This window comes from Segatella copri, from assembly GCF_026015295.1.
GTDB classification, from domain to species: Bacteria; Bacteroidota; Bacteroidia; order Bacteroidales; family Bacteroidaceae; genus Prevotella; species Prevotella copri_C.
On sequence record NZ_JAPDUW010000001.1, the window covers coordinates 1 to 25,052 of the forward strand.

18 protein-coding genes are annotated in these 25,052 nt (G+C 44.1%); 14 read left to right on the plus strand and 4 right to left on the minus strand.

Features of this window, described 5'->3' with window-relative positions:
• Complete coding sequence (dnaA, locus tag ONT18_RS00005) at positions 1-1,416, plus strand: chromosomal replication initiator protein DnaA (protein WP_118080725.1); 1,416 nt, start codon at positions 1-3, stop codon at positions 1,414-1,416.
• A gap of 148 nt (positions 1,417-1,564) precedes the next feature.
• On the opposite strand, the gene pnuC is transcribed toward dnaA, so the two are convergent.
• Both pnuC and ONT18_RS00015 read right to left on the minus strand, forming a co-directional pair.
• Positions 1,565-2,155 (minus strand): nicotinamide riboside transporter PnuC, encoded by a 591-nt coding sequence (pnuC, locus tag ONT18_RS00010; RefSeq protein ID WP_118153783.1) that lies wholly within the window; start codon positions 2,153-2,155, stop codon positions 1,565-1,567.
• 12 nt (positions 2,156-2,167) lie between these two features.
• Positions 2,168-4,528, minus strand: a complete 2,361-nt coding sequence (locus ONT18_RS00015; RefSeq protein ID WP_264903482.1) for a TonB-dependent receptor — start codon at positions 4,526-4,528, stop codon at positions 2,168-2,170.
• A gap of 306 nt (positions 4,529-4,834) precedes the next feature.
• Between ONT18_RS00015 and ONT18_RS00020 the strand changes: the two genes are divergently transcribed.
• From ONT18_RS00020 to ONT18_RS00050, 7 genes are all read left to right on the plus strand, one after another.
• Entirely contained in the window at positions 4,835-6,157 is a 1,323-nt protein-coding gene (locus ONT18_RS00020) for a RagB/SusD family nutrient uptake outer membrane protein (protein WP_264903484.1), read from the plus strand.
• Positions 6,158-6,842: 685 nt separating this feature from the next.
• On the plus strand, positions 6,843-7,994 hold the full coding sequence (locus ONT18_RS00025; protein ID WP_264903486.1) for an AraC family transcriptional regulator: 1,152 nt from the start codon (positions 6,843-6,845) through the stop codon (positions 7,992-7,994).
• Positions 7,995-8,110: 116 nt separating this feature from the next.
• The gene (locus tag ONT18_RS00030; protein ID WP_147329681.1) at positions 8,111-8,371 is read left to right on the plus strand and encodes a hypothetical protein; all 261 of its coding nucleotides are present in this window, start codon (positions 8,111-8,113) and stop codon (positions 8,369-8,371) included.
• Between the two features lie 39 nt (positions 8,372-8,410).
• On the plus strand, positions 8,411-11,131 hold the full coding sequence (locus ONT18_RS00035; protein ID WP_264903489.1) for a BspA family leucine-rich repeat surface protein: 2,721 nt from the start codon (positions 8,411-8,413) through the stop codon (positions 11,129-11,131).
• A 19-nt stretch (positions 11,132-11,150) separates the two neighbouring features.
• Entirely contained in the window at positions 11,151-11,318 is a 168-nt protein-coding gene (locus tag ONT18_RS00040; protein WP_264903491.1) for a hypothetical protein, read from the plus strand.
• 237 nt (positions 11,319-11,555) lie between these two features.
• Positions 11,556-11,699, plus strand: coding sequence for a hypothetical protein (locus ONT18_RS00045; protein WP_022121358.1), 144 nt, complete (start codon positions 11,556-11,558; stop codon positions 11,697-11,699).
• Complete coding sequence (locus ONT18_RS00050) at positions 11,686-12,183, plus strand: DUF6169 family protein (RefSeq protein ID WP_022121359.1); 498 nt, start codon at positions 11,686-11,688, stop codon at positions 12,181-12,183. The genes ONT18_RS00045 and ONT18_RS00050 overlap by 14 nt, the downstream gene beginning before the upstream one ends.
• Before the next feature lie 138 nt (positions 12,184-12,321).
• Here the strand turns inward: ONT18_RS00050 and ONT18_RS00055 are convergent, their stop codons facing one another.
• Entirely contained in the window at positions 12,322-12,522 is a 201-nt protein-coding gene (locus ONT18_RS00055) for a hypothetical protein (protein WP_186292362.1), read from the minus strand.
• A 244-nt stretch (positions 12,523-12,766) separates the two neighbouring features.
• The gene (locus tag ONT18_RS00060) at positions 12,767-13,594 is read right to left on the minus strand and encodes an alpha/beta hydrolase (protein ID WP_119229002.1); all 828 of its coding nucleotides are present in this window, start codon (positions 13,592-13,594) and stop codon (positions 12,767-12,769) included.
• A gap of 380 nt (positions 13,595-13,974) precedes the next feature.
• Between ONT18_RS00060 and ONT18_RS00065 the strand changes: the two genes are divergently transcribed.
• The 6 genes from ONT18_RS00065 to ONT18_RS00090 all read left to right on the plus strand — a co-directional run bounded on the left by ONT18_RS00065 (position 13,975) and on the right by ONT18_RS00090 (position 24,966).
• Positions 13,975-16,953: a SusC/RagA family TonB-linked outer membrane protein gene (locus tag ONT18_RS00065; protein ID WP_118063650.1), complete on the plus strand. Its 2,979-nt coding sequence runs from the start codon at positions 13,975-13,977 to the stop codon at positions 16,951-16,953.
• A gap of 12 nt (positions 16,954-16,965) precedes the next feature.
• A complete protein-coding gene (locus ONT18_RS00070) occupies positions 16,966-18,492 on the plus strand; it encodes a RagB/SusD family nutrient uptake outer membrane protein (RefSeq protein WP_264903494.1) in 1,527 nt (508 codons plus the stop codon).
• 58 nt (positions 18,493-18,550) lie between these two features.
• On the plus strand, positions 18,551-20,098 hold the full coding sequence (locus tag ONT18_RS00075; RefSeq protein ID WP_264903495.1) for a glycoside hydrolase family 30 protein: 1,548 nt from the start codon (positions 18,551-18,553) through the stop codon (positions 20,096-20,098).
• A gap of 42 nt (positions 20,099-20,140) precedes the next feature.
• Positions 20,141-21,496 (plus strand): DUF5121 domain-containing protein, encoded by a 1,356-nt coding sequence (locus tag ONT18_RS00080; protein WP_264903497.1) that lies wholly within the window; start codon positions 20,141-20,143, stop codon positions 21,494-21,496.
• Between the two features lie 271 nt (positions 21,497-21,767).
• On the plus strand, positions 21,768-23,441 hold the full coding sequence (locus tag ONT18_RS00085) for a DUF6377 domain-containing protein (protein ID WP_264903499.1): 1,674 nt from the start codon (positions 21,768-21,770) through the stop codon (positions 23,439-23,441).
• Positions 23,442-23,655: 214 nt separating this feature from the next.
• A complete protein-coding gene (locus ONT18_RS00090; protein WP_117727276.1) occupies positions 23,656-24,966 on the plus strand; it encodes an ATP-binding protein in 1,311 nt (436 codons plus the stop codon).
• Positions 24,967-25,052 lie beyond the last annotated feature (86 nt).

Sequence of the window (25,052 nt, forward strand, 5' to 3'; positions counted from 1 at the left end):
ATGTTAGCAAGTCCAAAAGCCCTCTGGGACAACAGTCTTTTGCTCATAAAGGACAGTGTAACAGAGCAGCAATATAACACATGGTTCAAGCCAATCGTCTTTGAATCGTACAAGCCGTCGACAAAGACTTTGTTGGTGCAGGTTCCGAGTCCGTTCGTATACGAGTACTTGGAACAGAACTTCGTTGACTTGTTAAGTAAGGTGCTGCATCGTAATTTTGGGGAAGGAATCCGTCTCACTTATCGTGTTGTAACCGATAAGGAGCATAAGCTTTCTCAAGATATAGAGGCAGATCCAGACGATGCTGATATGGCAAAGCAAACTCGTGAGCGTGCCCAGCAGACGGCTGCCCAGCCTGCCGCTCCCCAGCAGCAGGAAGACATTGATACACAGTTAGACCCGAAGCTTACTTTCAACAATTATATGGAGGGTGACAGCAATAAGCTGCCTCGTTCCGTAGGATTGTCTATTGCCGAGCATCCCAATACCACCCAGTTTAACCCAATGTTCATTTACGGACCTTCGGGTAGCGGTAAGACGCATCTGGTGAATGCCATCGGTCTGAAAGCGAAGCAGATGTATCCTCAGAAGCGTGTGCTCTATGTGAGTGCCCGTCTTTTCCAGACCCAGTATACTGATGCCGTGCTCCATAATGCGAGCAATGATTTCATCAACTTCTATCAGTCTATCGATATGCTGATTGTGGATGATATCCAGGAGTGGGCTGGTAAGGCGAAGACGCTGAACACCTTCTTCCATATCTTCAACCACCTTTTCCGCAACGGAAAGCGTATTATCCTGGCGTGCGACCGCCCTCCGGTAGAGTTGAAGGATATGCCAGACCGTCTGCTCACCCGTTTCTCTTGCGGTCTGGTCTGCGAGTTGGAGAAGCCGAATATCCAGTTGTGTGTGGATATCCTGAGCAATAAGATCCGTCGTGACGGTTTGAAGATTCCGGTAGATGTCATCTCTTTCATCGCCCAGACCTGTAACGGAAGTGTGCGCGATTTGCAGGGAGCCATCAATGGTCTTCTGGCTTACAGCATCGTTTATAACAGCAGCATTGATATCCGTCTTGCCGAGCGCGTCATCAAGCGTGCGGTGAAGGTCGATGATAAGCCGCTCACCATTGATGACATCGTTGAAACGGTTTGTCATCATTATAATGTAACGGTTACTGCCGTGAACAGCAAGAGCCGTAAGCGTGATTATGTCGTGGCAAGACAGGTAACGATGTATCTGGCACAGAAATATACCAAAATGCCTGCTTCGAGAATCGGCAAACTCGTTGGTAATCGCGATCATAGCACAGTTATCCACAGTTGTTCAAAGGTGGAAGAAAGACTGAAGATTGATGCTGGATTCAGCGATGAACTGGTTAGTATCGAAAACGGATTAAAGGTGAAAAGGGCATAAAGGATGTGCTTTTCGCTGATAGGATAAGTTTAAGCGCGGAACCTTGGTATAGTGGTTCTTGTTTATATAAATGAAATAAAGGAAGCCTGGCAAGTTTGTTTTTGCCTTGGCTTCCTTTTTCCGTCTATAATATCTGAACTGTAAACTATCAACTCTTTTTCATCATCTTCTTCCATTTAAAGTATCCGGCTACGGCGATGATGACGTAGAGACCATAAAGTCCTGCCTTGAATGGGATGCCTTTGATGATATAGAGATAGAAGCAAACGGCATCTACGATAATCCAGAAGAACCACTGCTCGATATATTTGCGTGCCAGCGCCCAGAGACCCACAAAGCTCAGGGCATTGGTGAAACTGTCTTGCAGAGGAACCGTAGAGTTGGTGAAAGTTATCAGTATATAATAGGTGATGCCCCAGGCTGCAAGGAAGAACAGAAGAGTAGGGAGATAGAGCGACTTCTTCATATAGGTAATCGGAAGTTCTTCTTTCTCCTTCTGGTTGTGCTTCTTGCCATATTTCCATACGGCATAACCATATATACCGGCTATCGTATAGTAGACCGCCATACCCGCATCGCCGTAAAGACCATGACTCCAATAGAGCCATACGTCCAGGGCGGGCATGATGATGCCTACCAGCCAGAGCCAGATACTGGCACGGTACTCCAACAGGATATAAACCAGTCCGAGTACCGTGGTAAAGATGTCTAAACCATGTGATGCAATATAATCCATCATGATGATTTCTGATTAGAACTTCAATGTAAGATGCGTCATCCAGGTGGTATCTGCCATCGGGATGTAGGCTATCTGCTTGAATCGGTTGTCCAATGTATATCCGTAACCGGTAGCATTGCTCCAGGTGAATGCGCTGGCTGCATAGTGGCGGTTGAAGATATTGTTGATGTCTACACCGAAGCTTACCTCCTTGATGCCGAGTGCCTTGGTTACCTTAGCTCTGTAGTTCAGGCTCAGGTCGCTCTGTGAATAGCATGGCAGCGAGAAGTCGCGGTCTTCTGTGTTGGTAATATACTGGCGACTTACAAAGTTGGTATGCCAGGTAGCAGAGAAACCGGCATAGTGGATATCGATGAATCCGTTCAGGATAGCTGATGGAGAATAAGACAGGGTTGAGTTGTCGTAATGTACTACGCCTGGCTTCGTATCATCTTCCCAGTTGCTTACATACTCATCAAAGTCCTTGATCTTGTTCTTGCTCAAAGCGGCATTTCCTTCTACAGACAACCATGACAATGGTGCCCAGCCGGCTGTCAGCTCTACGCCCATACGGTAAGAATCCTTGATGTTGGTGGTCAGCGCCTCGCCGATGTCACTCAACTGTCCGGTCTGAGCCAGCTGGTTGTCATAATCCATATAGTAGAAGTTGGCGCCTGCATGCCAGTTGTCGCCCTGATACTGATAGCCGAACTCTACATCGAGCAGCTTCTCCTCTTTAGGGAATGGATAGTTGAAGTTGTCGGTAAAGTTGTTGCGCTCTGGCTCGCGGTTGCTGTAGGCTACAGATGCGTATGCCTTGTGGCCATCCTTGTTGAAGCTGATACCTGCCTTAGGGTTGAAAAAGTTGTACTTCTCGTTGATGTTCAGCTCCTGGTTCTTGTAGCTGCCATCTGCCTGGGCGATAAATTTGTCGTTGATACCGTCGGTCTTGTATTCTACACGGCGATACTGCAGGTCAGCGAAGGCATTCCAGTAGTCTGCAAAGCGATAGCTTGCCTTGACGAAGGCGCTGTAGTCATACTTGTGGGCATCAGAATCATAGTACTTATACTGACCATTGTTGCCGAAGAACTTCTTCTCGGCATCCTGGTTGGCGATATAAGTAAGGTATCCCCAGTGGTTGCCACGGAACTGCTGCAGGTTCAATCCGCCGATAACATCCCAGTGCTCATCCTTGTAGTTGGTATTGTATACCATGCCGTAGGTATGCTGGGTGAGTCCCTTCTTGCGGATGAAGTCAGATTTCTTAACCTTGTTGCCCTCTGCATCCTTGTAAACGAGTCCGAACTTGGCAAACTTGGCGTTGTTCTTAAACTCCTTGTAGTAGCCGTAGCCATAGGTATAATGCAGTGAGAGGCTGTGGCTCCAGTGGCTGCCAGGTGTCCAGGTAGCTGAAAGGATGTTGTGGTTCTGATAGAAGTTATCAGTAGTCTTGTCCCATTTGCTTCCGTCGCGCAGGGTATAAGGAGTGATGGTATAATCGCCTTTGCCGTTGCGAACCAAATCGCCTGTCAGCACATTAAACTTATCCAGACCTGCCTTATACATATCTTTATAAGTGCGGATGCCATCCTCAAGGAGGGTGAAGTTTGAGTTGTAATCTCCGCCCAGCACTCCGTTCCAAGCCTGACCGGTCTTCTCGAAGTTGCCGATGTTCTTGTAGCTTACCTTGAAGTTATCGCCCAGCCAGGTCAGTCCGCCATAGTAAGAACCTGAGCGGCCTGCTGTGCCGTCTACATAACCGTCGGTAGCTGTCTCGTGATAAGCACCGTCAAAAATCAGATGCTTGCCGAGCAGACCTGTAGAGAAGCTGGCGCCTGTATGATAGGTATTGTAAGAACCGAAAGAACCGGTAACTTCTGCAGTAGGGGTGAGCGAAGGAGCAGCTGTAGCCATAGAGATGCTTCCACCGAAGGCACCGTCGCCATTGGTAGAAGAGCCTACGCCGCGCTGTACCTGGATGCTGCCCAGGAGCGAAGAATAACTGTTCATGTTAGCCCAGAAAACGGTCTGGTCTTCCGGTGAGTTGAGAGCCACTCCGTCGAGTGTTACATTGATGCGGCTTCCGGCAGCGCCACGAATGCGCATATAGGTAGTACCGGTGCCGATACCGTTCTCACTCCAGGCGAGAATGCCCGGTGTACGAGAAAGGAGAAATGGCAATTCCTGACCTGAGCAAGAGAATTGTTTGAGTTCTGATTTCCTGATGTTAGCCACGGCGTATGGAGCTTCCTTTGCGGCACGTACGCCTTTTACAATCACTTCATTCAAATTCTGCACCTTCAAGGTGTCGATTTTTGTCTGTGCCAGTGCAGCCTGGCTTGCCAAAGAGCAAAACGCTACACTGAGTGCGATCCCGTTGAATCTTTTCATTTATTTAAATTAAAAACATCATATAAGGGGGGAATGTGCCTTATTTTCCTACGCCAGCATTACCTGGTTCAGGTCGATGGGTATATTCTCAGCATCCGCTTTTTTCTCTTTTCCGGCGGTAGCACCCCTTAGTTAGCTCTCTGCTAACCGGGTGCAAAGTTACAAATAAATTTTAATCCCGCAAAATTTACGTAGATTTTTACTATATTTGTGTCCTTTTATCATTCTTTTTTCTTATATTTGCAGTCGGATTGCGGTTATTCGCAGTCCTTACAGTTTGAAACCTAAACTTCATGTGATAGGATTATGAGACGATATATTTCACATTTGTTCACGTGGGTCATCTCTTTCCTGACCCTGTTGGCATTCTCATCGTGCTTGAATGAGCATCCTAAGGATCAGCTCGATGGGGGTGGCAGCAATGGTTCTGCGTCTGAAATATTCGATACGACCATAGCTCCTTTATATGATTTTATGGGTGGAACGATAGATGGGGAAGGCATCCGCGATATTCAGCGTCTTGACAGTCTGCTTTCTCTTTCTCCTGATGATGAACAGCTTTATTCTTCCTGGCAATATCTTTATCGGGCTATCGGTATGTGCAACAAGTCGCTGGATATGATAGATTTACAGTCTGTACGCCTTACCGATAACCAGAAGGCGCAGTTCAAGGCTGAGGTGCGTGCCATCAGAGCCATGATGTATTATGAGGCGATGGATTTGTATGGCAGGATTCCGGTACTCCTGTCTTCGGCAGAATCACTCATCTATGAACCGGCATCGGGCTCTTCGGTTACCGATGAAAAGCTGTCGGCTCAGAGCGAACGGAGCGAAATCTTCCATTTCATCTTTAGCGAATTGCAGCAGGTGTTGCCTTATCTTCCTCAGACGTCCAGTTTGGAGGAAGGCTTTCATTATGGGCGCATCACGCAGCCTGTGGTTAACTTCCTGCTGGCTAAACTGGCGCTGAATGCTGAAATCTATATGTACAACGATTGGGCGCAGGGTTACAGGAAGCGTCCGAAGGGTAGGGACCTGGAATTTATGGTGCGTACAGCCGATGGCGCCTCGCTCATTACGGGCGGCAAGGCGAGTGAGAACCGCAGCAAGATATTGAATGCTTGGGAAACCTGCATCTTCTATTGCAACAGACTGGCTGATGAAGGCTACAGTTTAGAGGAGGATGAAATCTTCAATAGTTCTGTGCGTTATCAGATGCCGAAGGATGCGCTGGTGATGGATGAGGCTGATTCTGTTCAGCATCCACGGCCAGCCAAACCTCTGTTCCGTTTCCGTTATGCTGATGTGTTGCTGATGAAGGCTGAGGCGATGGAGCGCAACGATGGGGATGGCAGGGCAGAGTATAATATGGTTCGTGCGCATGCCGGTTTGCCTGCGCGCAAGTCTTCGCTTGCCAATATTCTGGAAGACCGTCAGGTTATGCTGGCAGGCGAAACCTGTCATCGTCAGGATCTTATCCGTTTCGGCAAGTTCCTCAAGTCCTCGCATCTTCGCCGTTCTGTTCAGTCCGCTCTTACGTCCTGTTCCATCGTCTTCCCGATACCTCAGCGGAGCCTTGCCTTCAATGGCAAGTTGGTTCAGAATAAAGGATATGAGGCAATGGAATAGCCCAAAACTCTTCACTCTTCACCCGATAGCTCGAATCCCCTTTATATAAAGGTGTTGCGGAGGGTGAAGAGTTTTTTGTAACTCTTCACCTCTCTTCACCCACTCTTCACCTCTCGAATCCCCTTTATATAAAGGCATTCCCAGCGATTGGGTGAAGAGTGAAGAGTAAAATCAATTCGACCTGTACGGTTGAAATTACCCAATACGCCCTGAAAGGGCAGAAGCTCCTAGCCCAGGGCATCGCCCTGGGTTATTATGGGCGCAAACCTGTCGCCCTGTAAGGGCAAAAGCTTTCAAATACCAGGCAATTAACAAAGCTTTTGCCCTTACAGGGCGCCTTGCTGACTGCTATTATACCCAGGGCGATGCCCTGGGCTAGGAGCTTCTGCCCTTTCAGGGCGTGTAGGGCAAAACTTGCGAAAGTTCTGTCGGTTATTTAAAAACCTGGCAAACCGGTTTTCGTTCGCTGTTTGGCTCGGACAGCCCACTGTTCTTCCTGTCGCCAGTCTGCTGTTCTTGTTTCACTCGTCAGCTGTCCCCGATAAATAAAACCATTTTTTTCCTTTTTAAAAATCACTTTTTTCCTTTTCCCATCCTCATTTAAAAATAAAATTTGTACTTTTGCATACGTTTTAACGTGTTAACGATAATCTTGGCAGATGCCAAATACAAAAATAAGAACGAAATGGATACATTATATTTATTGCAGTTCGCCTGTTTCCTATTTATGCTCGTCAATATCCTCATCCTGGGTATTACCCGACTGCACATGAAGTGGATGAACCGGCGATATGAAGTGTCACGATGGCTGATTATCGGAGCCATGGTAGGATTGGCCATACAATTTCTCATGCAGATGCTTCTGGGCTTCCGGGCGCAAGACGCTGCTGTGGGAGCCGTTTTCAACATTCTGGTCTATCCCCCTTGCTTCTCGCTCATCTCTATTGGCATTTACAATATTGAGGCAACGCATGCCAACCGCCGGAAGATGAACATCGTTTGCGCCAGCATTTATGCCGCCATATTGGCTGCCTTCTGCATCGGCTTTATCCTGAGCGGAAACTTCCATATCGGCAGCTGGATTTATGTGATGATAGTCCTGTTCGCCATCAACGTAGTCTATTGCATCTATATGATAATAGTGGAAATCAGAAAGCGCAGAAGGATGCTGGAGGTGATGGCTGGTTACGATATCCTGCCTTACGTGAGATATGCGCGAGCCAGTGTATTCATCGTCTTTTTCCCTGCAGTAGCCCTGCCTTTTGCAGTTCTTTCCACCAAATCTCTATATGTAATCGGACCTCTGGGACTGCTTGCTGTCTTTTTCTTCACGCTCAGTTTCATGGCTTTGGGCTATAATTACGTGCCTACCGAAGAACTCTTGGATAAGGAGGAAGAAGAGAAGGCTGCCATGGAAAGTGTGGAAGACAATGCCTGTTTAGAACTGCAGGATGAAGAACTTGATGATAAGAAAGAAACTTTACAATCAAAGCGTTCAGAAAGACGGCAGAAGATCGTCCGTGAGAGGTTGGATGAATGGTGTGCTGCCAAGGGTTATAGGGATACGTCGCTGAATATGATTACCCTGTCACGTTCGTTGGATATCAGCAGATACGAGTTGTCGCGCTACCTCTCATCCTGTCTCAATACCACCTTCCGCCCCTGGCTTGCCGAGGTGCGTTTTGAGGCTGCCAAGAAGATGATGTTGGATAACCCCGACTTCGGTAATGACATCATTTCTGCCGAGTGCGGCTTCTCTTCCCGTACCCATCTCTACCGTATGTTCAAAGAGAAAGAAGGCTGCTCTCCTACGGCTTGGAGAGAGAAAAACTGTTAAAAAGTATGTATTAGGTGTCGCATTCCCCACGAATGCGACACCTTTTTTGTAGGAATGCGACACCTATGTGGGGGAATGCGACACCTTGTTTCAAAGAAAAACACTATATTTGCACCATGAAAAGTATAATAGAATCATTAGCCAAAGAAGAACAGGCTATCCTGATAGTAGCTTTGTTTCTCCTCATTTATGTTGGCATCATGATTAATGTCATGGTGAGGGAATATAGGACCTATCTTGATGATTACCCGATGTGTCATTTCAGCTTGGGTGATTTCATCAGGAGAGGGCGTTTTTATATCTGCCTCATCCTCGGCGTAGTGTTTATCACGTTCGTGTGTCTGGTAGTCAGTCTGATGGCAATCAGTATTCAGTAATTTCTTGATAAAAAATAATAACAAATATAATATTAAATTATGAAACATTTTTCAAATCAATCCAATGGGTCGCACGTCGGCCGTATGAACTATGGGGGGGCAAAGTTCTGTAGATTTGCCCTATTCCCATTGATGTTGCTCATGTTGTTGCTTCTGCCTGGACGTATGGTGGCGCAGACAGAATACGACAAGACAGTAACGCTTACTGCCTTAGCGGGTAACCCAGTGGGCTACACAGGTAAGACTGATGAGACTTACAAAAATCTCTTTGATGGCAAAAAGAAAGAAGGTGATTTCTCTAAGTGGTGCTGCAAGTTTAGCAGCAGCGCCTATGTCATCTTCGAAGCCAGCAAGGCAGGAATTCCTGTGGGCTACACCATCACTACGGGTAATGACAATGCAAATCCTAGATGTGGAGGTCGCAATCCGTTGTCATGGAAACTCTATGGCAACAACGAAGGCAAAGAAGGCGCTTGGACGCTTATCGATAAGGTAGAAAATGACAAGGTGCTCCAGGATAAGAACTATGCTTCGTACGACTTCAAGTGCGAATGTTCTACCTCTTATCAATACTTTAAATGGGAAATCTCGGCTATTCATAGTGGAAGCCTATTGCAGGTAGGCGAGTTTGAACTCAAACTCAAAACCTGTACTCACCTGAAAGCCGATGGCTCGTCTGCTCTTGGCGCAGCAATCAAAACCGTTGAACCTACTTGCACAGAGCATGGCTATACCACAAAAGAATGCTCTCTCTGTCATTTAATTGTGAAGGAATATTTGAATCTTAAGCCACACACTCTCACTCATCATGCACTGAAAGCTGCTACATGTACAGAGGCTGGTATCATAGAATACTGGCAGTGCAGTGTATGCAACAAACTCTTCAGCAATGAAGCCGCAACTCAAGAGATTACTGATGCTGCCAGCCTTGAGATTCCAGCAAAAGGTCATCAATACAACAGTGAAGGCACTTGTACAAAATGTAACGCAAAAGGACCTCGCTATACTTTGTTCGATGGTTTGGATGGTATAACCGATGTTACCTTTACTTGCAATGGTGATTATCCTTGGAAGATGCTGGACTTGGGAGACGAAGGAATGTCTGAGGTCTCTTCCTATATTACAGATGAAAGCATAGGACTGATGTCAAATAATTATGAGATGGATTACAGTACATCTGAAATTGTAATCAAATTCAATGTAGAAAAGCCTATATTATTTTCATTTAAATATCTAATTTCGGCAGAGTATTTTGACAAATTCATTATTACTTTAAATGGCAAAATGCTTGATGAAATTAGAGAAACAAACCAAAAAGTGTATAAAAGCATTTTAAATAAGGGTGAATATTCTTTGACATTATCTTACGAAAAAGACGGGGATATAAGTGATGGTGCTGACCGCGCAATCATATACGATCTGAACACGGCAACCACTATTGATGACTATATCGCAGATTATGAATCGTCTAACAATACAATTACATTCAAAAAAATCAATTCTGACAATCTGGGAGCTCTTGATTCAAACCATACAGTTATAGTGTGTAATGAACCGACGGTGAATGATGTGTGCTCTTTTTTAGGGATAAAGTACTCAGATATCAAGAGTGTCGTTTTCGATGAGAGTTTCATTACATACACTCCAACATCGTTGAATAGTTTCTTTAGAGAACTCAATAGCTTGCAAACTATTACAGGTCTTAAATATTTGAATACAGCGAATGTGACGGATATGGGATGTATGTTCTATAATTGTCAAAATCTCAATTCGCTCGACCTTACTAACTTCAACACTCCGAAGGTGGAGCATATGTCCTATATGTTCCTTAACTGCTACGCTCTCACAACCATCTACGCCAGCGACAATTTTGTTACGGGAAAGGTTACTGATGGTTCTAGCATGTTCTCGGGCTGCACAAACCTCAAAGGTTTTATACATTATATGAGTAACCCAGACAAAATCGACCAAACCTACGCCAACTACAAGACTGGCTATTTCACCAAGCTGGTAGGCAAGAATGGCGATGAGAAGATAGGAGCAACGGGAGAAACTCTTGCTACGGATAATCTCGTTCTTGACGATGGCAAGGACTTCGTGGCTTACGAGCCATTCGCAGCCAAGGCTGCATCTTACAGCCGCACTGTAGAAGGTACTACCTGGGCAACGCTCTGCCTGCCTTTCGAGGTATCTCTCGATGGTCAGAACTTCCGTGCCTTCAAACTCCTTTCGGCTGATGAGGGTACAGAAACCGTAGAACTCGAAGAGATAGAGACAAGCATCGAGGCTGGTACTCCTGTTATCATCAAAATGAAGGATGGAGAAACAAAGCTCGACTTTACTGTAGCCAACAAGGAGATTACAAATGAAGTAAAGCCAGTTGAAACAGCTAATGGCAACTATCAGCTTCAGGGACTCTATACCCAAAAGATGTTCAGCAAGGATGCTGATAACAACTGCTACATCGTGAAGGGCGACAAGCTGATGAACCCAGCCAAGCTGTTGGGTACAGCAACAGAGTTTGTGGGCAGCAAGCCTTTCCGTGCTTACATGGTAGATAACTCATCAGCTCCTGCAGCTGGTGCCAGAATGTTCAGCATCAGCGTAGGCGGCAGCACCACAGCCATCGAGCAGTTGGAGACTACAGCAGATAGCAAGGCTGAATACTACGACCTCCAGGGCCGTCGCCTCCAGGATTTGCAGAAGGGTGTGAACATCGTGAAGCGTGGTGGCAAGACTATGAAGGTTATCATCAAGTAATTAAAATATAGAAATAGATATGAAAAAGAAAAAATATATCAAGCCAGTGGTTAGCGTCATGGAAATGGAAACCACAGCCATCCTCGCCGGCTCTGTTATCCAGAAGGCGTCAGAAGCGGATTACAGCGACGAAAAAGTGAAGGATTTCTGGGATAATGAAACTAATAAGGGAATTTGGGCAGACTAGCCCCAGATTCTCTATAGTACCCCCAGGCAGCACATTTGATGCCTGAGGCAAAATAAAAAGCCCCCGGAACTATTACGCTTCGGGGGCTTTTTCTGCTTTCTAGGTATCATGTTGATAGGTAAGTTCATGAACATCCACAACATTTTTTCCTAAACTTTTCTCCTGTTTTCTTTGCATTTTCAAAATAAAAGCTTATCTTTGCAGACAAATAGAAGTAGAACTTTTAAATGGATAAATATGGCTTTAAAAATTAAAACTCGTGAAGAAGCAATTGCTGTATTACGAGACATGGTTAAACGTAAAAGAGAAATGGAGGCAAAGGCTCAAATAGACTTTGCTAAAGCACGTAAGGAGGCTGCAAATTGCTATGCAGGCCTTTAACTTAACGCGCCTCAATTTTCATTCTCCTTATAAGGTCTGGATAGATAATGGCTCATATAAGTTCTTGACAGATTATGGTGTTCAGTATCGAATAGAATTTGTTGAAAATAATAATATCTGGGAGGATGAAAAAGCGTATGAATTTGGTATTCTCAATGAAAACAAGAAGAATTCTCCTAACGATTCTAAAGTAAAAGAGACTGTACAAAGTATTATTGAAGAGTTCTTTCTCACGAATCCGGACATTCTTTTATATCAATGTGAAACGGGTGATAGCAGACAGGCTATGCGAGCTCGTCTTTTTACCAGATGGTTTAACGAATTCGATAAACGAGATCGGTTTTGTGTCAAGGTTTCTATTCTTAGAGATGAAGAAGTTGACAATTACATAGCTATTATAGTTCAAAAGAGTAATCCTAAGTTGACTGACATCCTTCGAGATTTTGATGAGTTTATCGGTTTCTTTGATACAAAGCCCGAATAAAAGCGGTAAGTGAGATACAGACAAACGGAATCTCTATCGTACCCCCACCAGGCAGCACCTTTGCTGCCTGGTGCATAAAAAAAACTCCCGATGCGTATGGCACCGGGGGCTTTTTTCCGTTTCCTTCTTTATTCTTCTTTATACTTCCTTCCAATCTACCAATCCTTTTCCCTTATCATCCAGTTCTATGGCAAGGGCGATTACTTTTCGCTTATCAGCCTTGAAAGGTTCGGCATACTGCTTGGCTGTTATCTGCTCCGTGGCAGCATCTACACCGCCGTTATTGCTCAGCTTCTGAAGGATGCCTACCGGCAATATTCTATCGTTAGTCTCTATCATAATTCCTAATCTTTGTTTTCCAATTGCAAATTTACGATTATTTTCCCAAACCGCCATGCTTTTTCCTCTTTTTTTTCTTCCCATATTGCGTATAGTGTATTTCTATATGGGTGAAGAGGGGTGAAGAGTGGGTGAAGAGATAAAGAAAACTCTTCACCTCCCGAAACCCCGATAAACAGAGGGGTTACGGGCGAGAAGGTGAAGAGTGAAGAGATAAATCGGGATTGCTTAAATAGACAGAGAATTAAAAATTGTATTTTTCTCCTAGCATTTTATGGATAGTCTGAATGAGAATGTGGAAGGCTGGCTGTGCCATGGCACCATGACCATATCCGCCCAATTCGTAAAGCTGGGTGTCTGGGCGTCCTATCAGATTCATCATGCGCCACATATATGCATTTTCTTCATAACGGCCAAATAGTTCTATGTTGCGATCGCCTGTTATCAACACCAAGTGAGCTGCATCCTTGCGAACATGATAGAGTGGGGCATACTTGTCGATAGTTGGTTGCAGATTATCGATGCCGTTCATCTTGCGATAAGCAAAATGGCTAATCATCTGACCGCTGAATGGAATCAGACCGGCAATGTTGTTGGCATCAACTCCATAACGTGAAAGCCAAGTCTTATCTAATCCTAACATGGTTGTAATATAGCCGCCGGCAGAATGTCCCGAAACAAATATTTTCTTTGCATCTCCACCATATTGACTGATATTTTGGAATACCCATGCCAATGCAGCTGCACAATCATCTAGGCATTCGTCTATTTTTACCTTGGGAAGTAAACGGTAGTTTACACCTACTACAACAAAGCCTTGTTTCTTCAGCAGTCCGGGAATCTCTTTTTGTCCACTGGTCAATCCGCCTCCGTGATACCACACTACTACAGGTGAGTTTTTTTTACTCTTGTCATAACAGATGTCGAGTTTGCAACGTTCTTTGATATAAGTATCTTTCCCATTCTTATATTGAATGTTGCTTGTTATCACTTCGTCAGAAGAAATGGACTTCTGCGCATTCACGTTCAAGACCATAAAAGTCATGAATATCATCCATAAAACCTTTTTCATAAGTTGCTTTTGTTTAAATTATTTGGAATTTAGAAAAAATATTTGCAAATGTATACATAAATAAAGTAAATAGCAAATTTTGAAGAAATAATGTGATAATATTAACACGAATTAACCGGGAAGTTTAGGATGCTCCTTAATAATTGTACCTTTTACCATTATAAATCTACCACTTATTTTTAGAACTATGAAAAATGTAAAGTCCTGATAATCAAATGCAGTTATAAAAACAGGTGGTCATTTTTACCACTTAATTATTTAATCAACCAACAAATATCAGACATTTTATATACTTTTGCAATCGGAAACCAATCATGGATGGGTTCCCGACTATCAGACAACAATTTTAAACATAAATGAGAATAACTAAAGTTTAAATTATGAGAAAATCAAAAAGTAATGCGATGTTGCGAGGATTAGCAGCCTCAGCACTCGTCCTAATGGTCTCAGCGACAGCTTGGGGACAGAAGGTGAAGATTACGGGTACTGTAATCGACAATACCAATGAACCCGTTATCGGAGCTTCGGTTCTGGAGAATGGTACCAAAAATGGTGTTGCTACAGACCTGGATGGTCACTTCACCATCGAAGTACAGCCAGGTGCCAGACTCAAAATTTCTTATATAGGTTATAAGAATAAGGAAGTGAAAGCTTCTAACGGCGTACAGATTATGCTCGAAGAGGAGTCTAATATGCTCAACGAAGTGGTGGCTATCGGTTATGGCTCTGTCAAGCGTAAGGATGTAACTACTGCCGTATCCAGTGTGTCAGCCAAAGACCTTGATACCCGTCCTATCGTATCTGCCGCAGCAGGTATGCAGGGAAAGGCAGCCGGTTTGCAGATTTCGCAAGCCAACGGTCAGCCAGGTGCTTCACCAACCATACGTGTGCGTGGTACCACCTCTTTAAATGGTAGTAATGATCCGCTCTATGTAGTAGATGGTGTGCCAATGACTAATATCGACTTTCTGGCAGCTGATGATATTGATAATATCCAGGTATTGAAGGATGCCTCTTCTGCTGCAATCTATGGATCCCGTGCAGCCAATGGTGTCATCATTATCGGTACAAAGCAGGGTAAGGCTGGCGTTGCCAAGGTTTCTCTGAATGCTCATTATGCATTTAATACTGTACGTGACAACCAGGAATCTCTTAATGCGGCTCAGTATAAGGAGCTGATGGATGAAATCGGTCTGGTGAAACTGCCTGAAGGCTTGAAAGACCAGACCGACTGGAAAGACGAGGTGTTCCGTACGGGTAATGTACAGGACTACCAGCTTTCTATTACCAATGGTACCGACAAACTGAGATACTTTATCTCGGGTGGCTATACAGGCGAAAATGGTGTTATCAAGAAGTCAAGCTATCAGCGTTACAACTTCCGAGCATCTGTAGAGAACGATATACGTAAGTGGTTGCGACTCAATGCCAGTGTAACTTATTCTGATTATACCAACAAGGGTACAGGTATCATTTCGGGTGCCGGTTCTAACCGAGGCGGCGTAGTAACCGCTATCGTCAATACGCCAACCTATGCACCGGTATGGAATCCGGAGAATCCTAGCCAGTTCTACAACAACTTCTATGGCGTGAACATTACCTCGCCAGCAGAGAATATCGCCCGTACTCAGAATAATAAGTCTGCTTACAACCGATTGTTGGCAACCGGAAAGGCTACTTTCACCTTTATGCCAGAACTGACTTATAACACATCTCTCTCGTTCGACCGTACACAAGGAACAACCACCAACTTCCTTGACCCGATATCTACCACCATCGGCCGTCAGGAATTCGGTACAGGATATGATGGTAGAAACATCAGCAGCGTTATCGTATGGGACAATGTATTAAACTATAAGAAGGCATTCGGAAAGCACAGTCTGGATGCGATGGCTGGTAGTTCCTGGACACAGAGCAAGTGGAGCCAGAACTATATCAACGGTAGCAACTATGCCAACGATCTGTTCCCAACCTTGAATGCAGCCAACAAGATTTCCTGGACAGGAACCGGTTCGTCAGCTTCTGATTGGGCTATTCTCTCAACATTCGCCCGTTTGCAGTACAACTGGAATGATACCTATATGGTAACCGCTAATATGCGTGCTGATGGTTCTTCCAAGTTGGCACCTCATCACCGTTGGGGCTACTTCCCATCATTCTCTGGTGCCTGGCGCGTAAGCAATGAGAAATTCATGAAAGATATCAAGTGGATTGACGACTTGAAAATTCGTGGAGGCTGGGGACAGACCGGTAACCAGAGCGGATTGGGCGATTACAGCTATCTGGCAAGATACAATATCAATCGTGTGCAGTGGTTTGGCGAGGGAAATGATGCCAATTCTACTCCTACTTTCTCACAGGGCAATCTGAGCAACCCTGAACTGACTTGGGAAACAACAACCCAGACCAATATAGGTCTCGACTTGACCGTACTGGGCAACCGCCTCACTTTCTATGCTGATTACTATTATAAGAAGACCAAGGATATGTTGATGAACATCACCTTGCCGGCAGGTAGTGCTGCAGCAAGAAACCTGACCTATAATGGCGGTTCGATGATCAACAAAGGCTGGGAGTTTGCCATCTCTTCACAGAATCTGACAGGCGCCTTGAAGTGGAATACAGATTTCAACATCTCATTCAACAAGAATAAGTTGGAGAGCCTGTCTCTGACTCAGGTATATTATGAAGCCACGACTACCGATTTCGTCAACGAACAGGTGGTTCGCAATACGCCAGGTAAGCCATTGGGCAGTTTCTGGGGATATGTAGCAGAAGGTGTGGATCCCGAGACCGGTGATATGAAGTATAAGGACGTGACCGGTGATGGTCTGGTATCAGCCAGTGACCGTACTTATATCGGTGATCCGAACCCAGACTTCACCTTCGGTTTGACCAATACCTTCTCTTATAAAGGCTTGAATCTCAGTATTCTTATCCAGGGAAGCTATGGCAACGATATCTACAACGTTTCACGTATGGAAACCGAAGGAATGTATGATGGTAAGAACCAAAGCACCAAGGTGCTTGCTCGCTGGAGAGTTCCTGGTCAGATTACCGATGTGCCAAAGGCTAAGTGGGATATCCGCAACTCAACCTACTTCGTAGAAGATGGCAGTTATCTCCGTGTAAAGGATATTTCTCTCTCTTACGATGTGCCTCGCAAACTGATTTCTCGCTTCGGTCTGACCCGTCTGCAGCCATACGTATCAGCAACCAACCTGCTTACCCTGACCGACTATTCAGGTATGGATCCGGAGGTTAACCAGTATGGCAACAGTGGTAGTGTGCAGGGCATCGACTGGGGTACATATCCACTCAATAAGAGTGTAGTATTAGGTGTAAAAGTAGAATTCTAAACATCGATAACAATGAAAACATATCATACAATCAAGACATTGGCGCTCGGTGGCATCGCAATGTTCTTTTTGGCAAGTTGCTCTCTCGACTACGAGCCATTATCAGAGCCATCAGAAATAACACAGGGCGGTCAGACAGAGACCTCAACAGCCGTATTGAAGGACAAGGCTGCTGCTGATGCACAGCTCAAATCGCTCTATGAGTTGTTCCGCAACCGTCAGGAGCATACCCATCTCGACTATCTTCTGATAGGCGATTCACATAGTGATAATGCTTATGCCGGAACTACCGGTGCAGAGGTTGTACCTTATGAGACCAACTCTATCGATGCCAGCAACTCGGTATTGAGCCGTGACTGGAACCGCTATCTGGAGGATATCGCCAAGGCAAATGTGCTGATCAATGGTGTTGAGCAATTGAAGGAGAATGGTCAGATATCAGAAGCTGAATATCATTCCTATAAGGCACAGGGCGAAATTTTCCGTGCCCTGATGATGTTCCGAATGGCTCGTCTGTGGGGTTCTTTCCCAGTCATTACGACCATCGCCAAGACCATTACATCCGAGAATATCAATGAGGTATATCCTACCTATTATCCTCCTCGCAAGACGCCGAAGGAATGTTATGAGCAGATTATTGCCGACTTGACGGATGCTGAGCAGTATGCACCGGATAATGACAATTCCGACCGCACCAAGATGACCAAGACCGTAGCTCAGGCTATGCTTGCCAAGGTTTATGCCGAAAAGGAAGTGCAGGATTATGACAAGGTAATCGCTTATGCCGACAAGGTAATGAAGACAACCGGTGTAGAGCTGGAAGACAGTTATGAAACTCTTTGGGGCTATGATGAGACAGCGAAAGACTGCATGAAACGCAATACCAAAGAAGGTATTCTGGAGGTGCATTGGACAACCGGTAGCGGAAACTGGGAAACCTGGATGTACGGCCGTCAGTTAGACAACTGGGATTATTACTTTACCTGGGCAAAGTGGATTACTCCTTCACGAGACATCATCAATGACTTTGACAAGGAAGGTGATGAGGTTCGTAAGAATCAGGCTATCGTATATTATGCCTGTACCTGGAGTAACTATTATCCGGCTTCCAACTATCCGTTCATGTATAAGTTACGCTCTTCATACAATAATATTTACTGGGTTCGCTTAGCTGATATTATCCTGATGAAGGCTGAGGCAGAAGCCTATAAGGGCAATCTTGCCGAGAGTGCGAAACTCGTGAACCAGATTCGCAAGCGTGCCAAACTGAAGGAACTGACATCCGACAAGACTGGCAGCAAGGAATCTATGATAGAGGCTGTTCTCCATGAGCGCCGTCTGGAACTTGCCTTTGAGGGAGAACGCTGGTTCGACCTCTGCCGCAACAACAAGGTCGAGAAGTATCTCAACGGAATAGACAACCGTGACAGCGGACGCATCAGACAGGTAAGACAGTTTGACAGCAATTCATACCTGTTGCCAATTCCACAGACCGCTCTTGACCAGAATACCAATCTAGAGCAGAATCCAGGTTACTAAGCTAACCTGGATAGCTTTCAACTCAAACCGTTATTAACAAATAATAGAAGAAACGAATATGAAATACTATAGCAGTAAACTGATGATGCTGGTCTGCGCAACAGCTTTCTCTGTGACAGCTTGCAGCAGCAGTAACTCATTCTCAGATCCTGTAGACTTTGATACTCCTAGTGAGGCACCAAATCCAGTACCGGCACAAGGAACAGCCAAAACTTTCATTACCACAGCCGATGGAGTCTATTCATTGGCACAGGGTGAGGTAAAGTTGTATAATGGAGTATCTATGGCACCAACCACCATCGAACTCGATTTAAATAAGAAGTATCAGACGATTGATGGATTTGGTTATGCCATCACTTATTCATCCTGCTATAATCTGATGCAGATGAACCCAGAGGCGCGTCTGGCTCTCTTGAAGCGCATTTACTCTACCACAGAGGGTTATGGCGTAAGTTATGCCCGTATCTCTTTGGGATGCAACGACTTTTCAAGTACTGAGTATACCTATTGCGACAAGAAGGGCAGCGAGGCTGATCCTCTCAGCAACTTCGCGCTCTATAGTGATGAGAACGATTATGTGATTCCGGTATTGAAGGAGATTCTTGCCATCAACCCAAATCTGAAGATTATCGCAGCTCCCTGGACTTGTCCGAAATGGATGAAGGTGACAGATATCAACACCAAGCAGCCAAAGGATTCATGGACTGACGGTCATCTCAATCCGGATTATCGCGAGGCTTATGCCAAGTACTTTGTGAAGTTTATTAATGTGATGAAGGAGAAAGGCATCAATATCTATGCTGTTAGTCCTCAGAATGAGCCATTGAACAAGGCTAACTGTGCTTCACTCTATATGCCTTGGCAGGAAGAGGCTCCTTTCGTAAAGGAATTGGCAGCACAGTTTAAGAAGAATAATCTGCAGACCAAGATTTATGTCTTCGATCACAACTACAACTATGACAATATTGCCGATCAGGAAGATTATCCTGTGAAACTCTACAATGCTATCGGTGATAACTTTGAGGGCTCAGAGCTGGTTGTAGGTGCTGCTTATCATGATTATGGCGGCAACAACAGCGAGTTGACTGATATCCACAACCAGCGTCCAGACAAGGAACTGATATTCTCGGAAACCAGTATCGGAACCTGGAATAACGGACGTGACTTGAGTAAACGACTGATGGCGGATATGAAGAATGTGGCGCTCGCTACGGTAAACCAGTATTGCAAGGCTGTGCTTGTATGGAATCTGATGCTTGACAATAAGATGGGACCTAACCTGGATGGTGGATGCCAGACCTGCTATGGTGCTATTGATATCAATCAGAATGGTTACAACCAGTTGAGCTACAATTCTCATTATTACATCATCAACCACATGTCTAGTGTCGTTGCTCCTGGTGCGGTTCGCATTGGTAATACGTCCCGCACCGTTAATGACAGCAAGATTACACATGCTGAGTTTGTTAATCCTGATGGTAGTTATGCTGCTGTCATTATCAACGAGGGAGATGAGGCTAAGTCAATCAACCTCAGTGATGGAACTCATAATTTTACCTGCAAGGTTCCTGCTAATGGTGTGATTTCTTGCAAGTGGAATAAGTAATCCATAAACTATAGTAAATGATTCATTAAAGATACGATCATTATGAAACATATCAGATATTATATCATGGCGTTGCTCGCCCTGCCACTGATGGCATCTTGCGGCGATGATGATTACAGTGCGCCTACTCCTGCCGGTAATCCAGTGATGAGCTATACGGCTCCTGCTGCAGCTGTATGGATGGGTGATGAAGTGGAGGTGAAAGTAAACTGCAAGGATGAGGGAGGCGTGGCTCTCTCTACCTTGAAAGCTAACCTCCTGTTTAGTGGGCAGAGTGTAGATGAAACTACCATCCGTACCAAGGAGGCTGGTGAATATACAGTCAAACTGAAAGTACCTTATGCACAGAATGTTCCTGATGGAAAGGTGGATATTCAACTTACTCTGCAGAATGTATCAACCAAATCGAATACAGAGACCTTGTCGTTTGACATCAAGCGCCCTCACTTCAACAATCTGCAGTTTGTGAGTGCTGATGGTGTTAAATATGACATGACAGAGAAGAGCGACTTTATTTATCAGGCTGTTCTTCCTAGCAGTAAGAAGACCTTCAAGGGATATTTTGCAACGAAGGATGGAAAGTTTGTCTTCGGTTCCAGCACAGGCAAGGATATCAGTTTGGGAGAAACAGGCAACTTCAACTTCACTTCTGAGAATATGAGCGATGTAGTTGTCACTTTCGATGCCAAGAACTATACGGCTGGTCCTACCGATGTATTGCCGGTTACTGTCCTCGATTTTGCCGATTCTGATGCAGGCAAGACTTGGGTGGGTGATATCAAGCAAGGTGCTACCTGTAACCTTACTATCAACGGCAATAATCTGCCAGATGACTGGTATTATGACAGCGACTGGTTCCAGAAAGAAGAGGATGGAAACTATACTTTCAAGGCTATTACCGGCAGATATACTATTTTGGCAGACTTCACCCATAAGTCATTCCGTATCTGGACAATGAATGGAAGTGAGCCTATGTCACTGAATGGCGATGGTACTGGTGCACTCTGGATCATCGGTAATGAAGGTGTCAACAAGCCAACTTGGGACGCTGTAAATCATGGCTGGTGGACAGGTGTAGATTCTGATGTCTGTCTCACTCCTATCAAGGATAAGGTATATCAGGTTACACTCACCGTAGGCAAGCAGCTCAGAGCTACTGGCGTAGACTTCAAGTTCTTCGGTCAGGCAAACTGGGGTATTGAGTTCAAGGGTAAGGATAACAGCCATCTCATCTCAACTGAGAGCGAGGTATTCGGCATCGGTGACGGTAACGGTCACGACAACGGCAATGTTTATCTGAAAGATGGAGTAGAACTGAAGGATGGCGAGACATACGTTCTTACAGTTGACTTGACTGCCGGTGTAGACAAGGCAGTTCTCAAAGTAGAAAAGAAATAATATGTAGGTTTATAATCATTCATAAGCATTTTAGGTTTTAGTTTGATAATTTAGGTATAAAGCTTTGTTTAAGGCTGCTCCAAACCTTTTGGGGCAGCCTTTTTTTGAGAGGTGCAAGGATGTAAGAACAATAAAAGTAAAAAAGAATATCAAAAAAATGCTTGAAAATTTGGAAATGTACCCAAAAAACTATACCTTTGTCCCTTGAATGTCCTATACAGCAGTAAGGGCTGGATCTAATGATACCTATACAACAAAATATTATCAACTAATGATAGAAAGATTATTATCTATATTGTATATCTGGTGTTTCGCTACACTTACATCATGCTTTGCTCAAAAGGAAAGCATCAGTGAACTGTATACCCAACTTGATCGGGCTATAGAGCAATCCCAGCACTATACCAAACTGAAAGAAAGCAGCATCGCTCAGTTGAAGAAATTGATTCATCAGGAGAACAATCCGAAGTTGCTCATCAATACTTATCGCAAGATCTATTCAGAATATAAGTCCTACCAGAGCGATTCTGCTGTGGCTTATATTCAGAAAGCCATTGTATTGGCTCAGAAGGAAGGACTGCCGGCTGAAGTTGCTGGATTGAAAAGTCAGTTAGCTTTACAGTATTCTACAGCCGGAGCTTTTGCTGAGGCTTTGGAGGTGCTCAATCATATAGATAAAAAGACATTGGATGAATCGAACCGGAAAGATTATTTCATTGCCTATTACCATGTCTATGGTGAGTTGGGCTTTTCTAATATGCATGTAGATACTGATTTAAGTCAGAATTTCTTTAGTCGTCAGAATGCATATCGGGATACTTTGTTTGCAATCCTTCCACATCATAGCGAAGATTATCTCATGCGTAAAGAGGTGATGCTTACCAGTCAGAATAAATGGGATGAAGCATTGAAGGTGAATGATGAACGGTTGAATTTATGTAAGGAGGGGAGTCATGAATACGGTATCGTAGCCTACTATCGCTATCTGATTTACCGTTCTCTGAAAAACGAAGAAATGAAGAAATATTGGTTGCTAAAATCTGCCATTTGTGATGTGAAGTGTGCTATCAATGATCAGGCTTCGCTCTGGATGCTCGCCGATATTCTGAGTCAGGAGGGAGATGTTGAGCGTTCTTATAAATACATCAACTTCTCTTGGAATGCCAATAAAAGTTGCAGTACCCGTATACGTAACTGGCAGATTTCGCCAGTGCTTGGTACCATCGATCATAATTATCAGGCACAGCTCAAGAAAGCAAACCAGCGTCTTGTCTTTGCCATCATCTGTGTCAGTCTTCTGGTTCTTTCTTTAGGTGTTCTGGCTTTCTATGTCAATAAGCAGAAGAAATATGTTACCATAGCGAGAAATGAACTGAAGAAAACGAATGAACAATTGGAAGAACTGAATAAGAAACTTTCTGCTACCAACGAAATGTTGAAGACTTCGAATGATAAACTGAATGAGTCAAATGGTGTGAAGGAAGAATATATAGGCCAGTTCCTGGGAGCATGTTCTCATTATATAGACAAACTGGATAAGTTGCGTCTCCATGTCAATAAAATGGTAAAGAACCGTGAATATCAGGAACTTTATTCAATGACGAGAAGCAGTGAACTGAAGGAACACGAGTTGGGAGAACTCTATACAAATTTCGATAAGGTCTTCTTGCATCTGTTCCCTAATTTCGTGGAAGACCTCAATAGCCTTCTGAAGCCGGAGGCACAAATCCATCTTACCGATGCAACAAAGTTACCGGCAATGGTGAGGGTATTCGCCTTGATAAGACTGGGTATTGATGACAGTACGAAGATAGCAGAATTCCTACATTATGCAGTTAATACGATATATAATTATCGGGCAAAACTGCGTAATGGAGCTATTGGTGAAAGAAATGAATTTGAGAAGAATGTGAAAGAATTAGGAACGATAAAAGGAAAAGAATAATATATTGAGCCCCTTTTTAAAGTGGGCTCAGTAAATGATGTAATAAAGTTGGTTAAAAATGTAGTAAAATGCTTGTTTGCTTGTCGTTTTTTTAGTATCTTTGCGATGAAAAATAAAACTCAAGTGTGGAAAATGTGGAGAATTTCACGAAAGAAGTATCAGAAATGTGTAAACTTACACATTTTTCGCACTTTAATGATGGAGGTGCTAAAAAATGTTTAATAGAATAATTATTCAAGAATTAAAACAATGGAGAGCTAAAAAAGACCGTAAGCCATTGATTATGCTGGGCGCTCGACAAGTAGGAAAGACTTCTGTACTTCAGAAGTTCGGAGAAGAATATTTTGAGCATTGCGCATATTTTAGTCTCAATGAAGAAGAGGGAGTCTGCGATATCTTTCGCAAGACCAAGAACCCGCTGCAAATCCTCGAGCAATTGTCATATCTTACTTCAGAACCTATTTTGCCTCAGAAGACTTTGCTTATTCTTGATGAGATACAAGACTGTCCGGAAGCCATTAGCGCAATGAAATATTTCTGCGAAAAGACACCGGAATATGTTGTGGCTTGTGCTGGTTCTCTTTTGGGGTTGGCTTTTGGTCATCAAGGCTTTTCGTTTCCTGTGGGTAAGGTTGACCATATAAATATGTATCCTGTCACTTTTTCTGAGTTTTTGGAGCAGCGAGATGAAAGGCTTTACCAATATTATATGTCAATAGATAGCTTGGAACCTCTTCCTGACGTTTTTTTTGATAGACTTTCTCAGGCATTTACTGCCTATCGTATATCTGGTGGAATGCCAGCTGCGGCAATGAAGATGATAGAAAAGGATCTGAGTGGCGTGGAAACAACTCTACGTAATATCTTGCAAGATTATTCCTTGGACTTTGTGAAGCATGCTACGCCTTTACTGGCTAATAGGATTTCGCATGTTTGGAAGTCTTTGCCGTCACAGTTGGCTAAGGAAAATAGAAAGTTTGTTTATCAGCTGGTTCGTCCTGGTGCAAGAGCGAGGGAATATGAGGATGCTCTTACATGGCTTAAAAATGCGGGATTGATATATAAGGTAAGCTTGTGCTCTACTCCGCAAGTTCCTTTGAAATCGTATGAAGATTTGAGCATCTTCAAGATTTATAGTCTTGATGTGGGATTATTGAGAGTGCTTGCTGATTTGAGTCCTGAGGCTTATCTGGTTGATAATCCTATATTTAAAGAATATAAGGGTGCTTTGGCAGAGAATTATATTCTTCAGAGTCTAGTGGCTAATGGCGTTAATTGTTCCCATTATTGGGCTTCGGGTAATAAAGCAGAAGTGGAATTTATTGTTCAGCGTGGTTTGGAAGTTATTCCGGTGGAAGTGAAGTCGGGTACCAGTGTCACGGGGCGTAGTTTGATAGAGTATAACAAAAGGTACTCACCTGGTTTGCGCATCAGATATTCGATGCTTAATCTCAAGAGGGATGATTCCTTTATCAACATCCCTCTTTTCCTGGCTGATAGAACGGAGAAACTGATTTTTAAATAATTTTTAATGAGAAAAAAGATAAATGGGTGAAGAGGGGTGAAGAGTGGGTGAAGAGATAAAGAAAACTCTTCACCTCCCGAAACCCC